This is a genomic window from Kineococcus arenarius subsp. arenarius, from assembly GCF_050871845.1.
Classification (GTDB): Bacteria; Actinomycetota; Actinomycetes; order Actinomycetales; family Kineococcaceae; genus Kineococcus.
The window spans coordinates 39,002-53,185 of record NZ_JBJLSE010000014.1; the positions used below are offsets into that span (position 1 = coordinate 39,002).

Consider the following 14,184-nt stretch of genomic DNA (forward strand, 5'->3'; position numbering starts at 1 on the left):
CGGCGATCCAGCCGCCCCCCACCAGGGGCGTCCGCGAGGCGGTCGGGGTCCGTGGCCCCGACCCCTCGCGGCGGGTGGCCGCCCGGGTCCGCCGGAACTCCTGGCTGTACCTGCTCCTGCTGCCGGGCGTGGCGTACTTCCTGCTGTTCCGCTACGCCCCGATGGGCGGGGCGATCATCGCCTTCAAGGACTACGTGCCGTTCCTCGGCATCACGGACAGCCCGTGGGTCGGCCTGGCGCACTTCACGGACTTCTTCACCAACCCGGACTTCCCACGGCTGCTGACCAACACGCTCGTCCTGGCGCTGCTGAACCTGTGCGTGGCGTTCCCGCTGACGATCGTCATGGCGCTGCTGCTCAACGAGCTGCGCCTGAACCTGCTCAAGCGCACGGTGCAGACGCTGGTCTACATCCCGCACTTCCTGTCCTGGACGGTGGTCGCGTCCCTGACCTACCTGCTGCTGTCGGTCGACGCCGGCCCGCTGCTGCAGCTGATCCATACGGTGACGGGCTCGGAGGTCACCCCGCTCACCGATCCGGAGTGGTTCCGGGCGATCATCGTCGCGCAGGAGGTCTGGAAGAACACCGGCTGGGGGACGATCATCTTCCTGGCCGCGCTGGCCACCGTCGACCAGGAGCAGTACGAGGCCGCCATCGTCGACGGGGCCGGACGCTTCCAGCGCGTCTGGCACGTGACGCTGCCGTCCATCCGCGGCACGATCGTCATCATGCTCGTGCTGGCCATCGGGCAGATCCTCAACACCGGGTTCGAGCAGATCTACCTCATGACCAACGCGCTGAACCGCAGCGTCGCCGACGTCTTCGACACCTACGTCTACTTCGTCGGCATCACCCAGGGCGCCTACAGCTACTCCACCGCCGTCGGGCTGTTCAAGGCCATCGTCGGCGTGGTCCTGGTGCTCGGTGCCGACCGCCTCGCCAAGAAGCTCGACGGATCGGGGATCTTCTGATGGCCCGTGAGCCCTACCGCTTCAACACCCCGGCCGGCCGGGCGTTCGACGTCGCGAACGTCGTCGTGCTCAGCGTGATCGGGCTGGTCGCGGTCCTGCCGTTCCTGTACGTGATGGCCGGCTCGTTCGCGACGGAGGCGGAGCTGTCCCGCCGCGCGTTCTTCGTGTGGCCCGAGGAGTGGACGCTGGAGTCCTACCGCTCCATCCTCTCCTCCCCCGCGTTCGTCCGCGCCATGATCACCACGGTGCTCGTCACCGTGGTGGGCACCGCGATCCAGCTCCTGCTGACGGTGACGATGGCGTACCCGCTGGCGAAGAAGTCCCTGCCGGGGCGCAACCTCGTGCTGGGCATGGTGGTCGTCACGCTCGTCTTCTCCGCCGGCATGATCCCCACGTTCCTCATCGTGCGCGAACTGGGGCTGCTGAACACCTACTGGGCGCTGGTCCTGCCCATGGCGATCAACCCGTTCAGCCTCATCATCATCAAGAACTTCTTCCAGGCGATGCCCCCGGAGCTGGAGGAGTCCGCCCGCATCGACGGCGCCACCGACGTCGGCGTGCTGCTGCGCATCGTGCTGCCGCTGTCCAAGCCGGTCCTGGCGACGTTCACCCTGTTCTACGCGGTGGGCATCTGGAACGACTTCATGTCGCCGCTGCTCTACCTGAACGACCCGGACATGTGGACGCTGCAGGTGTTCCTGCGGCAGGTGACGGCCGGCGCCGAGATGGCCTCCGGCGAGATCGACCCGAACTACGTCCCGCCGGAGCAGGGCATGAAGCTGGCCGTCATCGCGGTGGCGACGCTGCCGGTGCTGCTGTTCTACCCCCTGCTGCAGAAGCACTTCGCCAAGGGCATGCTCATCGGCTCGGTGAAGGGGTGAGCGCGCCGCAGCGGGGGCCGCTGCGCGTGCACCTGGCCGGCGACTCGACGGTGGCCGCCTGCCCGGCCGGCGAGGAGCCGATGTCCGGGTGGGGCGCCCACCTGGGGCAGGTGTCCGGCTGGGCGGTGCGCAACCTCGCCGTCGGCGGGGCGAGCACGGCGTCCTTCCGCGAGGAGGGGCGCTGGGCCGAGCTGCTGTCGCGCACCGTCGAGGGCGACGTGGTCGTGCTGCAGTTCGGGCACAACGACCAGAAGAGGCCCGGGGAGCTGGACGCCCGCGGCGGGTACAGCGCGAACCTCGCGGCGTTCGTCGCCGAGGTGCGCGACGCCGGGGCCCGGCCGGTGCTGTGCACGTCCGTGGCGCGGCGCCGGTTCACCGGCGCGGTGCTCGAGCCCACGCTGGGCGGGTACCCCGCCGCGGTGCGCGAGCTCGCCGCCCGCGAGGCGGTGCCGCTGGTGGACCTGGAGGTCTTCACCTCCTGGTGGTACGACCAGCTGGGGCCGCAGCGCTCGATGAAGCTGTTCGTGCACCTGGCCCCCGGGGAGCACCCGTGCTGGCCCGACGGCCTGGCCGACGACACGCACTTCAGCCACCGCGGTGCGCGCGGGGTCGCGGCCTACGTGGCGCGCGCGCTGCCCGCCGTCCTGGACGGGAAGGGATCGTGAGCACCACGACCAGCACGAGCACCACGACAAGCACGAGCACCACGACAAGCACGAGCACCACGACAAGCACGAGCACCACGACAAGCACGTACCGCAACCCGCTGCGCGGCGCCGGGGACCTCGCCGGCTGGGTGGCCGAGGGGCCGGTGGTCGCCGAACCCGGCCCCGACGGGACCGTCCTGACCAGCTCGGCCGCCGATCCCGACGCGGACTCCTCGCACTTCACGTTCTGGTGCCCGGAGGTCTTCGGGGACTCGGTGCGCGTCTCGGTGGGCTTCACCCCGCTGTCGGGCGAGGGTCTGGCGATGCTGTTCGCCGGGGCCGCCGGCACGGGCGGGCAGGACCTCTTCTCCCCCGCCCTGTCCCCGCGCGCCGGGCTGTACCCGCAGTACCACTCCTCGGACGTGCGGGCGGTGCACGTGTCGTTCTACCGGCGCAAGTGGGCGAGCGAGCGGCGGTTCCTGACGTGCAACCTGCGCAAGGCGCCGGGGTTCCACCTCGTCGCGCAGGGCGCGGACCCGCTGCCCCCGCACGACGACGCGGACGGCCCCTACCGGCTGGAGCTGGTCAAGGACGGCCCGCGGGTGAGGTTCTCGATCGACGGGCTGGAACTGCTGCGCTGGACCGACGACGGGGCCACCGGCCCGGCCGCCGGCGCCGGACGCGTCGGGTTCCGGCAGATGGCGCCGCTGGTGGCGCGCTGGAGCGACCTGGAGGTGGAGCAGGCGTGAGCCTGGACGAGGTGACCACGGCGAGCCCGGCCACGGCGGCGGGCGACGACGCGCGGGGCGGGGCGGTGCACGCGGTGCCGCTGCGCTGGATCGACGAGGAGGCCCCGGGCGGACTGCCCGGCGGGGCGACCCTGGGCGTCCCGCTGCCGCGGGGCCTGGTGAGCGGCACGCAGGGCCTGCGCGTCGTGGACGCCGCGGGGGCGGGGGCCCCGGCGCAGTTCTGGCCGCTGGCCACCTGGCCCGACGGCACCACCAAGTGGAGCGGGGTGGCGCTGCCGGCGACGACGGCCCCCTCCCCCGCGTACCGGGTGCTCGTCGCCCCCGGCACCCCCGACCCGCTGCACGACGCCGGGGCACCGGCAGTGCGCGTGAGCGAGGAGGGCGAGCGGGTCCTCGTCGACGCCGGAGGGCTGCTGCTGCGGGTGGCCCGCCGCGGCCCGGCGCTGTTCGAGTCGCTGGAGCTGGACGGCACCGTGGTGGCCAGGGGTGCGCGGCTGGTCAGCGAACTGGCCGCCGACCCCGCCGGGCACGAGCGCACGGCCTTCGACGGCGCGGTGGAGGAGGTGGCCGTCGAGCAGCGCGGCCCGGTGCGCGCCGTGCTGCGGCTGCGCGGGCACCACCGCGGCACCGACCCCGCCGGCGCCGAGCGCACCTGGTTGCCGTTCACGGTGCGCCTGGTCGTGCACGCCGGCGCCCGCAGCGTGGGCGTGGTGCACTCCTTCGTCTTCGACGGCGACGGCGAGCGCGACTTCCTGGCTGCCCTGGGCGTGCGGGTGGACGTCCCGCTGCGCGCCGAACCGCACGACCGGCACGTGCGCTTCGCCAGCGCCGAGGGCGGGGTGTTCCGCGAGGCGGTGCGCGGGGTGACCGGGCTGCGCCGCGACCCGGGCGAGGCGGTGCGCACCGCTCAGCTCGAGGGCCGGGCGACGCCGCCGGTGCGGACCTGGGCGGACCCGGTGCCGGCCCTGCTGCACCACGTGCCGGCCTGGTCGCAGTACCGGCTGCGCCAGCGCACCGCGGACGGCTTCGACATCGCCAAGCGCCTCGGGCCGGACCGCGGCTGGGTGGGGGCGGCGGCCGGCACCCGCGCCGCCGGGTACGTGTGCCTGGGCGACCCCGACGGCGCGCTGGCGGTGGCCGTGGCGGACTTCTGGCAGTCGCACCCGGCCGGCCTGGACGTCACGGGCGCGGCGGGGCGGGCCGGTGAGGACGAGGCGACGCTGACGGCGTGGCTGTGGTCGCCGGACGCCGCGCCGATGGACCTGCGCGCCTACAACGACGGCGCCTCCACCCCCGACCACGCCTCGCAGCTGGAGGCGCTGGAGATCACGTACGAGGACTTCGAGGAGGGTTTCGCCGACGCGCACGGCACCGGACGGACCTCGGAGCTGACGTTCACCGCGCACCCGGGCACCCCCTCGGCGCAGCGGGTGGCGCACGACGCCCGCGCGGCGGGTGCTCCCCCGCAGCTGGCGCCCACCCCCGCGGCGCTGCACGCGGCGGGGGTGTTCGGGGACTGGGCGCCGGTGGACCGCTCGACGCCGGCTCGTGCCGCGCTGGAGGACCGGCTGGAGTTCCTGCTGGACTTCTACCGCGACCAGGTGGAGCAGCGGCGCTGGTACGGGTTCTGGAACCACGGCGACGTCATGCACGCCTACGACGCCGACCGGCACGTGTGGCGCTACGACGTGGGCGGGTACGCCTGGGACAACTCCGAGCTGTCGCCGGACCTGTGGTTGTGGACGAGCTTCCTGCGCACCGGCCGCGCGGACGTGTTCCGCCTGGCACGCGCCATGACCCGGCACACCGGTGACGTGGACGTGTACCACCTGGGCCGGTGGGCGGGGCTCGGCTCGCGGCACAACGTGCAGCACTTCGGCTGCAGCGCCAAGCAGCTGCGCATCTCCAACCCGGCGTACCGCCGGTTCCTGCACTACCTGACGGCCGACGAGCACACCGGCGACCTGATGGCGGCACTGGTGGACTCCGACACCACGTTCCTGGCGCTGGACCCCACCCGCAAGGTCCGCGAGGACGCCGCCACGTACGCCCCGCGGCGCGAGGCGCTGGCGGTGGGCCTGGGCACGGACTGGGGGTCGCTGGCCGCGACCTGGCTGGCGGACTGGGAGCGCACCGGCTCGCCGCGCTCCCGGGACCGCCTGCTGGGCACGATGGCCGACATCGCCGCCCTGCCGCAGGGTTTCCTCACCGGCGAGGCGCTGTACGACCTGGACCGCGGGCGCTTCGACACCTCCCGGGACCGGATCGCGGTCTCGCACCTGTCGGCGGTGTTCGGCCTGGTGGAGGTCGCCAGCGAACTGGTGGACCTGACGGCCGGGACGGAGGTGGGCGCGGCGTTCGAGGCGGCGTGGCTGCGGTACTGCCGGCTGTTCAACGCCCCGCCCGAGGAGCAGGCCGCCGAGGTGGGGGCGCCGCTGTCGGGCACGCACCTGGAGCAGGCGCACAGCCGGCTGACGGCGTACGCGGCGGCGCGCACGGGCGACGAGCGCCTCGCGCGACGGGCGTGGGAGGAGTTCGAGCGCGGCGGGGAGTTCCTGCGGGCGGAGGCGTTCACCCGGCGCCGGCTCGAACCGCCGGAGGTGCTGGTACCCGTGGACGAGGCGCGCACGCTGTCCACGAACGACGCGGCGCAGTTCTCCCTGGCCGCGATCCAGAACCTGGCGCTGGCCGGGCACGCCCTGCCCTGAGCACCCCGGGGACGACGGAGGGCGCCGACCCCAGCGGGGTCGGCGCCCTCCGTGCGCGTCAGCGCGAGCGGTGCTCGATCAGCGCGAGTAGTACTCGACGACGAGCTGCTCGTCGCAGGTGACCGGGATCTGCTCGCGCACCGGCAGGGCGTTCACCTTGGCGGTGAGCTCCTGACGCTGCACGTCCAGCCAGCCGGGGATCTCGTTCTCGCTCCAGCCGCCCTCGGCGGCCACGATGAACGGGGTCTTGGCCTTGCTGCGCGGGGCGACCTCCACGACCTGGCCGGGCAGGACCCGGAAGGACGGGCGGTCCACGCGGCGGCCGTCGACGACGATGTGGCGGTGCACGACCATCTGGCGGGCCTGGTAGATGGTGCGGGCGAAACCGGCACGCCACACGACCGCGTCCAGGCGGGTCTCCAGGAGCTGGACGAGGTTCTGGCCCGTCTTGCCCGGCTTGCGCTTGGCGAGGTCGTAGGCACGGCGCAGCTGCGTCTCGCTGACGTCGTACTGGAAGCGCAGGCGCTGCTTCTCGCGCAGCTGCGTGGCGTAGTCCGACGCCTTCTTCTGCTTGCGGCCGTGCATGCCCGGCGGGTACGGGCGGCGGTCCATGTAGCGGGCGGCCTTCGGGGTGAGGGCCACCCCCAGGGCGCGGCTGATGCGCACCTTGGGACGCGCGTTGTTCATTCTTCCTCCAGATCGTAAGGTTAGCCTGACCTCAGTCGAGATGAGCTCGACGCGGCTGCTGCCGCGAGGTCAGGACGATCGCGCTCCGAGGAGGCACACGTGACCAGGTGGACCACGGCACCGGGCGAGCATTCGGAGCGCACCGGGTCCAACTCTACGGCCTGCGGGCCGGTGCCCTCGACACCGCAGGAGCTGCCGCGGCGCACCACGCCCGCGCAGTGGGCCCGCACGCTGGCCCGGGGCACCGCCCCGGGCACCCTGCACCTGCCCCGCTCCGCCGCGGCCGGCGGCTGCCCGCACCACGGCCCGGCGGCGCACGACACCGGCTCGCGCGGCGCGGGCCGCACCGACCCGCACCGGGTGCAGCACCTCACCGACCCCGCCGGCGGGCTGCTGCTGCTGGTGGGCACCGGCGACGCGCTGCACGAGCGGCTGGTGGAGCTGTCCGACGCGGCGAGCGGGGCACCGGCGGGAGCCTCGGGGGTCCCGGCGGTGCTGGACGTGCTGGACGTGCCGCCGGGGCAGGCGGCGCTGCCGCGCGCACGGCTGTGCGTGACCGGCTGGGTGGAGCGGGTGGACGCGGCCGGCCAGCGCGAGCTGGCGCAGGCGGTGGCGACGGTGCAGCCGCTGGGGGCGCTGCTGGACGTCGGGACGACCCGCGCCCTGTGGTGCCTGGAGGTCGCGGAGGTGCGCGTGACGACCGCCGAGGGCGTGCACCTGCTGGACGAGGAGGCCGTCGCGGCGGCGACCCCGGACCCCTTCTACGCCGACGAGGACGGCGTCGTGACCCACCTGGAGGCGGAGCACCGCGACGCGCTGGTGGCCTGGGTGCTGCGCGAGCTGGAGCCGGGCGAGGCGGCGCGCACCCGGGAGGTCTCGGTGGTGGGCCTGGACCGCTACGGCCTGGACGTGCTGGTCACCGTGGGCTCCGGCACCCGGGTGCTGCGCGCCGCCTTCCCGCGACCGGCGGGCGGGCCGCACGAGCTGCGCGCCGCTCTGTGCTCGGCGCTGGGCTGCCCGTGCGGCGGCCTGGTGGGCTGAGCGGGGCCCCGCACGGGCAGCGGACCGGGCCCGTCCGGCCCCGGCCGCCCGCTCAGCACCGGTCGGCTCAGTACCAGTTGTTGGCCTTCGAGTGCGACCACGCCGAGCACGGAGTGCCGTAGCGGTTCTCGATGTACTGCAGCCCCCAGCTGATCTGCGTGACGGGGTTGGTCTCCCAGTCCGCCCCGGCGGAGGCCATCTTGCTGCCGGGCAGGGCCTGCGGGATGCCGTAGGCGCTGGAGGTGGGGTTGTCCGCGTCCCACTGCCAGCCGCTCTCCTTGGTCCACAGCGAGTCCAGGCAGGAGAACTGCGACTCGCCCCAGCCGCGCTCGGCCACCATGGCGCGGGCGACGGACCTCGGGTCGCGCTGGGCGCTGCGGGCCGCTTCCGCGGCGGCCGCGGCGCGGGCCTGCTCGGCCAGTCGCGCGGCCTCGGCGGCGGCGGCCTCCTCGGCGGCCCGGCGGGCCTCCTCCGCGGCGATGCGCTCGGCCTCGAGGCGGGCGTCGGCGGCGGCCCGGTCCTGGCGCGCGGAGAACCAGGCGGCGGAGCGGGTGACCTGCAGCTGCTCGTTGGCGGCGGCCACCAGGTGGCCGGGCACCGCGGCCTCGGCCTCGGGGGCCGGTCCGCCGGTCAGGGCCACCACGCCGAGGACGGCGGCGCTGACGGCGACGACGCCGGGAGCGGCCACCCGCGAGAAGCGGCGGGTGCGGCCCGCACGGCGGGCCGCGCGGGCCGGGACGGCCCCCTGCGGCCGGGGGTCCTGCGGGGTGTCGTGCTGGGGGGTGCTCGGCAAACCGGGCCTTCCCTCGGTCGCCGGCCCACGCCCGGTCGAGTCGCGTCCACCCCGTCGGCGGGCCGCCGCCGCCTCGCGCTGGAGGGCGGCGGGCGTGGGGCCCGGTCGGCACCGCGCGCCGGCCGCTGGGCGGCCGGGCGCGGTGCTCGCGCGCCGGCGGGCGGAGCGCCGGCCGGCAGCGACGAGGTGCTGTCGGTCCGGAACGGTGCCCCGGCGCGGACGGTGGAGGCAAACCCGCTACCGCACTTTCGTGACGCTGAGGTAAAGCCCTTACAACGATCCGTAGATTTTCGTGAGGCTTCTCACACCTTGCCCCCCTCTCGGGGGGTTTGGTGCGCTCGGCGAACGGGAAAGCCGCCACCCTCCAACGACTCAGCGAATCTCCATGATCACGCTCCGAAGTCGTTCAGCAGCTCGGTCACCAGAGCGGCCACCGGCGAGCGCTCCGAGCGGGTCAGCGTCACGTGCGCGAACAGCGGGTGCCCCTTGAGCGCCTCCACCACCGCCGCCACGCCGTCGTGCCGACCCACCCGCAGGTTGTCGCGCTGGGCCACGTCGTGCGTCAGCACCACCTTCGACCCCTGCCCGATGCGCGAGAGCACCGTCAGCAGCACGTTGCGCTCCAGCGACTGCGCCTCGTCGACGATCACGTACGCGTCGTGCAGGGACCGGCCCCGGATGTGCGTCAGCGGCAGCACCTCCAGCATCCCGCGGTCCACGACCTCCTCCAGGACCGCCGGGGCGACCAGCGCCTCCAGCGTGTCGAAGACGGCCTGGCCCCACGGCCCCATCTTCTCGGCCTCGGTGCCCGGCAGGTACCCCAGCTCCTGCCCGCCCACGGCGTACAGCGGGCGGAACACCACCACCTTGCGCTGCTCCCGGCGCTCCATCACCGCCTCCAGCCCCGCGCACAGCGCCAGCGCCGACTTGCCCGTCCCGGCGCGCCCGCCCAGCGAGACGATGCTCACCGACGGGTCCAGCAGCGCGTCCAGCGCGATGCGCTGCTCCGCCGAGCGCCCCCGCACCCCGAACGCCTCCCGGTCGCCCTTGACCAGCCGCAGCTGCTTGTCCGCACCCACCCGGCCCAGCGCGTGCCCGCGCGGGGAGGACAGCACCACCCCGGTGTTCACCGGCAGTTCGCGCGCCTCCGGGTGCTCCACGGCCCCCGCCTCGTACAGGGCCGCGACCTCCTCGGCCGTCGCGGTCAGCTCCGCCACCCCCGTCCAGCCGGAGTCCGGCGCCAGCTCCGCGCGGTACTCGTCCGCGGCCAGGCCCACCGCGGAGGCCTTCACCCGCAGCGGCACGTCCTTGGAGACCACCGTCACGTCGTGACCCTCGTCGGCCAGGTTGCGCGCCACCGCCAGGATGCGGGTGTCGCCGGCAGTGGCCAGCGGGCCCGTGCGCAGCGCCGAGGGCAAGGAGGCGGCGTCGGTGTGGTTCAGCTCCACCCGCAGCGTGCCGCCCTCCTCCCCCACCGGCACCGGCCGGTCCAGCCGGCCGTGCCGAACCCGCAGGTCGTCCAGGCGGCGCAGCGACTCGCGCGCGAAGTACCCCAGCTCGGGGTGGTGGCGCTTGCCCTCCAGCTCGCCGACCACCACCAGCGGCAGGACCACGTCGTGCTCGGCGAAGCGGCTCAGCGCCGCGGGGTCGGACAGCAGGACGGAGGTGTCCAGGACGAACGTGCGGCGCGCGGGGCTGGAGCTGGTGACCACGGACGTCTCCCGTTTCCGGGGCCCGGGGCGAGCGCGCCCGGACCCCCTGGGTCAGCGGCGGACCGGGACCTCGGGCCACCCGCGCGGGAGACCCGGGACCGGGCCTCCCCGCTGCGCTGGACAGCACGCACGGCGACCTCCCGGACGGGCGGCGGGCGCCACCCGACACCGACGACGCTAGACCCGCACCCCCCGCGCGGCGGGCCGAACACGCCCACGGGCGCGCCCGTCCGGGTGAGCATCCGGTGACGCGCGGGCGACCGTCCGGCGACACCGGCGGGGTGAGCGCGCCGGGTCGCGCCGGCTCGCGCCGGCTCAGGTGCCGAAGCGGCGCTCGCGGGCGGCGTAGGAGCGCAGCGCCCGCAGGAAGTCCACCTTGCGGAAGTCCGGCCACAGCACCTCGCAGAAGTACAGCTCGGTGTGCGCGCTCTGCCACAGCAGGAACCCCGACAGCCGCTGCTCGCCGGAGGTGCGGATCACCAGGTCCGGGTCGGGCTGGCCCTTGGTGTACAGGTGCGCGGCGATGTGGTCCACGGTGAGCACGTCCGCCAGCTCCTCGATCGGCGTGCCCGCGGCGGCGTGCTCGCGCAGCAGCGAGCGCACCGCGTCGGCGATCTCCTGCCGGCCGCCGTAGCCGATCGCCACGTTCACGACCGCACCGGCCACGTCCGCGGTGGCCCGCTCCAGCCCCCGCAGGCGCCCCGCCGTCGCCTCCGGCAGCAGCTCCAGCGCACCCACGGGGTGGATCCGCCAGCGCCGCGCCGCGGCCAGGCGCGCCACGCAGTCCTCGACGATCTCGATGAGCGGCGCCAGCTCCGCCTGCGGCCGGAGCAGGTTGTCGGTGGACAACAGGTAGAGGGTGACGACCTCGATGCCCTCGTCGTCGCACCAGCCCATGAACTCCACGACGCGGTCGGCACCGGCGCGGTGGCCGTGCGCGCTGGGTGCGCCGAAGGCCTTGGCCCAGCGGCGGTTGCCGTCGAGGATGATCCCGACGTGGCGCGGCAGGACGGACGGGTCCAGCGACCGTTCCAGCCGCCGCCCGTACGCGCCGTAGAGGAGATCCCGGAAGGCCATCGGCGCTCACCGTATACCCGTGTCCCCGGGCACCGGCCAGATCACCGCACCCCGAACCTACGGTCGCGTAGCGTACGGTCTGGCCATGACCGTCCTCCCCGCTCCGCTGGTCGCCGCGGCGAAGCCCCGGTTGCGCGGCTGGCTGCACACCTGCGCCTTCCCCGCCGCGCTCGCCGCCGGGGGCGCGCTCGTCGCGCTGGCCCCCACCTCCGCCGCCCGGGCGGCCGCCGGCGTCTTCACCGGCACCGCCGCCCTGCTGTTCGGCACCAGCGCGGTCTACCACCGCGGGACGTGGTCACCGCGGGCGAACGCCGTGCTGCGCCGCCTGGACCACAGCAACATCTTCCTCATCATCGCCGGCACCTACACCCCGCTCGCCGTGACGACGATGCCCCGGGGCGAGGCCCGCTCGCTCCTGACGCTGGTGTGGGCGGGCGCAGCGGCGGGCGTGGCCTTCCGCGTGCTCTGGCTCAGCGCCCCCCGCTGGCTCTACACGCCGGTGTACGTGGCCCTCGGCTGGGTCGCGGTGGGCCACCTGGGCGACTTCGCGCGCGGCGGCGGCCGCTCCGTGGCGGCCCTGGTCGTGGCCGGCGGGGTGCTGTACTCCGCCGGCGCGGTCGTCTACGCGCTCAAGCGCCCGAACCCGAGCCCGCGCTCCTTCGGCTTCCACGAGGTCTTCCACGCCTGCACCGTCGCGGGCTTCGCCTGCCACTTCACCGCCATCGCGATCGCGACCGCCCAGCACCGCTGAACCCGCGCGCGCCCGGGGCCGGGCCCCCGCCCTCCCCCCCTGCGGTGATCAAGGGAGTTGCAACTTCCTTGATCACCGCAGGGGGGAGGGGGTCAGGACAGGCGCGCCCCGACCGCGGCGGCGAGTTCGGCCACGTCGGTGGTGGGCGCCTGGCACACCTGCCCGCGGCAGACGTAGGCGGCGGCCCGGCCACCCACGAGACCGCGCTCGGCCAGCAGGGGCGGGTCGGACTCCCCCGGCACGCCCCGCGCCACCACCAGACCCGGGGCGGTGCCGGCCAGGGCGGTGCGGTGCAGCTCGGCGGCGACCGGGTCGCCGGGCTCCCCGAGGACGGCGACCTCGCGGGGTCCGTCGCGCAGCGCCTCCGCGACCGCCAGTCCCCACCCGGCGAAGCGCGGCGCCTGCTCGGCGAGCGTCGACACCACGCCCAGGGAACCCACGGCCGCGTCGGTGAAGCGGGATTCCCCCGTCAGGGCCCCCAGGGACAACAGCGCCCCGGCGGCGGCCGTCCAGCCGGAGGGCGTGGCGCCGTCGGAGGGGTCGGAGGGGCGCTCGGCACCGGCGCGCGCGGCGTGCAGAGCGGGGTCGACGGCGTGCGCGGCGACGTCGTGGAAGCCGCCGCCCTCGGCGGCGAACTCGGCCAGCACCTCCTCGCCCACCTCGCGGGCCAGCGCCGCCCAGCGGTGCTCACCGGTGGCGGCGTGCAGGGCGAGCAGACCCTCGGCGAGGTCGCCGAGGTCCTCCAGCACGGCTGCCGGCTCGCCTACGACGCCGTCGCGGGACACCCGCCGCCAGCGGCCGTCGACGCGGTGCACGCGCACGAGGAACTCCGCGGCGGTGCGGGCCGCGAGCAGCAGGTCCGGGCGGGCCAGCAGCGCGCCGGTCTCGGCGAGCGCCGCGACCGCGAGCCCGTTCCAGGCGAGGACGACCTTGTCGTCGCGGGTGGGCTGGGGCCGGTCGGCGCGGGCGGCGGCCAGGCGTTCGCGCACCCGCAGCCAGCGCTCCAGGTCCTCGCCGTCGAGGGCGCGGGTGAGCTGCGCGGTGGAGGTGCCGTGCTCGAAGGTGCCCGCCTCGGTGACGCCGAGCAGTTCGGTGGCCCAGGGGCCGTCGTCGATGCCGAGGACCTCCACGAGGTCACCGGGCGTCCACACGTAGGTGGCGCCCTCGACGGCGTGCACGCGCCCGTCGGCGTCCAGGACGGGGGTGTCGGCGTCCAGCGAGGCGGCGAACGCGCCCTCGGGCGTCCCCAGGCCGGTGACGATCCACTCGCACGCCTGCTCCGCCACGCGGCGGTGTTCGGTGTTCCCGGTGGCGCGCCAGGAGTGCAGGTAGGCGCGGGCCAGCAGCGCGTTGTCGTAGAGCATCTTCTCGAAGTGCGGCACCACCCACGCGGCGTCCACGGCGTAGCGGGCGAAACCCCCGGCGACCTGGTCGCACATCCCGCTGCGCGCCATGGCCGTCAGGGTGCGCTCCGCCAGCCCCGCAGCGGTTCCGGAGCCGGTGCGGGCGCAGTGGCGCAGCAGGAACTCCACGACCATCGACGGCGGGAACTTCGGGGCGCCGCCGAACCCGCCGTGCACGGTGTCCTCCTCGCGCGCGAGGGCGGCGACGGCGGCGGTGAGGTCGTCGTCGGTGGGCGGGGCACCGCCGGAGGGGACGTCGGCCGAGCCGAGGGCCCGGGCGATGCGGGCGCTGGAACCGAGCACCTCCTCCCGCCGGTTCACCCAGGCGTCGGTGACGGCGGCGAGGACCTGGCCGAACGAGGGCACCTGCGGGTGCGGGCGCGGCGGGAAGTACGTGCCGGCGAAGAAGATCTCCCCGTCGGGGGTGCAGAACGTCGTCATGGGCCAACCGCCCTGCCCGGTCAGCGCGGTGGTGGCGGCCATGTGGACGGCGTCGACGTCGGGGCGCTCCTCCCGGTCCACCTTCACGCACACGAACCCCTCGTTCATCCGCGCGGCCGTGTCCGGGTCCTCGAAGGACTCGTGGGCCATGACGTGGCACCAGTGGCAGGCGGCGTACCCGGTGGAGACGAGGACGGGCACGTCGCGCCGGCGCGCCTCGGCGAAGGCCTCCGGCCCCCACTCCCACCAGTCGACCGGGTTGTCCCGGTGCTGCTGCAGGTACGGGCTGCGGGAGTGCTGCAGGCGGTTGGCCATGCGCCCAC

At 75.0% G+C, this 14,184-nt stretch carries 12 protein-coding genes; 7 read left to right on the top strand and 5 right to left on the bottom strand.

From position 1 onward, the window contains the following. The first annotated feature begins 74 nt into the window (after positions 1-74). From ACRYM0_RS05830 to ACRYM0_RS05850, 5 genes are all read left to right on the top strand, one after another. The gene (locus tag ACRYM0_RS05830) at positions 75-971 is read left to right on the top strand and encodes an ABC transporter permease (protein ID WP_432503065.1); all 897 of its coding nucleotides are present in this window, start codon (positions 75-77) and stop codon (positions 969-971) included. Continuing rightward, positions 971-1,852 (top strand): carbohydrate ABC transporter permease, encoded by an 882-nt coding sequence (locus ACRYM0_RS05835; RefSeq protein WP_432503002.1) that lies wholly within the window; start codon positions 971-973, stop codon positions 1,850-1,852. The genes ACRYM0_RS05830 and ACRYM0_RS05835 overlap by 1 nt, the downstream gene beginning before the upstream one ends. Next, on the top strand, positions 1,849-2,517 hold the full coding sequence (locus tag ACRYM0_RS05840) for a rhamnogalacturonan acetylesterase (RefSeq protein ID WP_432503003.1): 669 nt from the start codon (positions 1,849-1,851) through the stop codon (positions 2,515-2,517). The genes ACRYM0_RS05835 and ACRYM0_RS05840 overlap by 4 nt, the downstream gene beginning before the upstream one ends. A 101-nt stretch (positions 2,518-2,618) precedes the next feature. After that, positions 2,619-3,248, top strand: coding sequence for a DUF1961 family protein (locus ACRYM0_RS05845; protein ID WP_432503067.1), 630 nt, complete (start codon positions 2,619-2,621; stop codon positions 3,246-3,248). Next, positions 3,245-5,956, top strand: a complete 2,712-nt coding sequence (locus tag ACRYM0_RS05850) for an exo-rhamnogalacturonan lyase family protein (RefSeq protein ID WP_432503005.1) — start codon at positions 3,245-3,247, stop codon at positions 5,954-5,956. The genes ACRYM0_RS05845 and ACRYM0_RS05850 overlap by 4 nt, the downstream gene beginning before the upstream one ends. Positions 5,957-6,034: 78 nt before the next feature. Here the strand turns inward: ACRYM0_RS05850 and rpsD are convergent, their stop codons facing one another. Then, entirely contained in the window at positions 6,035-6,643 is a 609-nt protein-coding gene (gene rpsD / locus ACRYM0_RS05855) for a 30S ribosomal protein S4 (RefSeq protein ID WP_432503006.1), read from the bottom strand. A 99-nt stretch (positions 6,644-6,742) separates the two neighbouring features. On the opposite strand from rpsD, the gene ACRYM0_RS05860 reads away from it, so the two are divergent. Further along, entirely contained in the window at positions 6,743-7,684 is a 942-nt protein-coding gene (locus ACRYM0_RS05860; protein WP_432503008.1) for a DUF2470 domain-containing protein, read from the top strand. Between the two features lie 67 nt (positions 7,685-7,751). On the opposite strand, the gene ACRYM0_RS05865 is transcribed toward ACRYM0_RS05860, so the two are convergent. From ACRYM0_RS05865 to ACRYM0_RS05875, 3 genes are all read right to left on the bottom strand, one after another. Continuing rightward, positions 7,752-8,477: an aggregation-promoting factor C-terminal-like domain-containing protein gene (locus ACRYM0_RS05865; RefSeq protein WP_432503009.1), complete on the bottom strand. Its 726-nt coding sequence runs from the start codon at positions 8,475-8,477 to the stop codon at positions 7,752-7,754. Positions 8,478-8,866: 389 nt separating this feature from the next. Then, entirely contained in the window at positions 8,867-10,189 is a 1,323-nt protein-coding gene (locus tag ACRYM0_RS05870) for a PhoH family protein (RefSeq protein ID WP_432503012.1), read from the bottom strand. Positions 10,190-10,504: 315 nt separating this feature from the next. Next, the gene (locus ACRYM0_RS05875) at positions 10,505-11,266 is read right to left on the bottom strand and encodes an isoprenyl transferase (RefSeq protein WP_432503014.1); all 762 of its coding nucleotides are present in this window, start codon (positions 11,264-11,266) and stop codon (positions 10,505-10,507) included. A gap of 85 nt (positions 11,267-11,351) precedes the next feature. Here ACRYM0_RS05875 and trhA point away from each other — a divergent pair, with 85 nt between their 5' ends. Then, positions 11,352-12,017 (top strand): PAQR family membrane homeostasis protein TrhA, encoded by a 666-nt coding sequence (gene trhA, locus ACRYM0_RS05880; protein ID WP_432503016.1) that lies wholly within the window; start codon positions 11,352-11,354, stop codon positions 12,015-12,017. Between the two features lie 92 nt (positions 12,018-12,109). On the opposite strand, the gene ACRYM0_RS05885 is transcribed toward trhA, so the two are convergent. After that, the gene (locus tag ACRYM0_RS05885; protein ID WP_432503018.1) at positions 12,110-14,176 is read right to left on the bottom strand and encodes a thioredoxin domain-containing protein; all 2,067 of its coding nucleotides are present in this window, start codon (positions 14,174-14,176) and stop codon (positions 12,110-12,112) included. Positions 14,177-14,184: the final 8 nt, after the last annotated feature.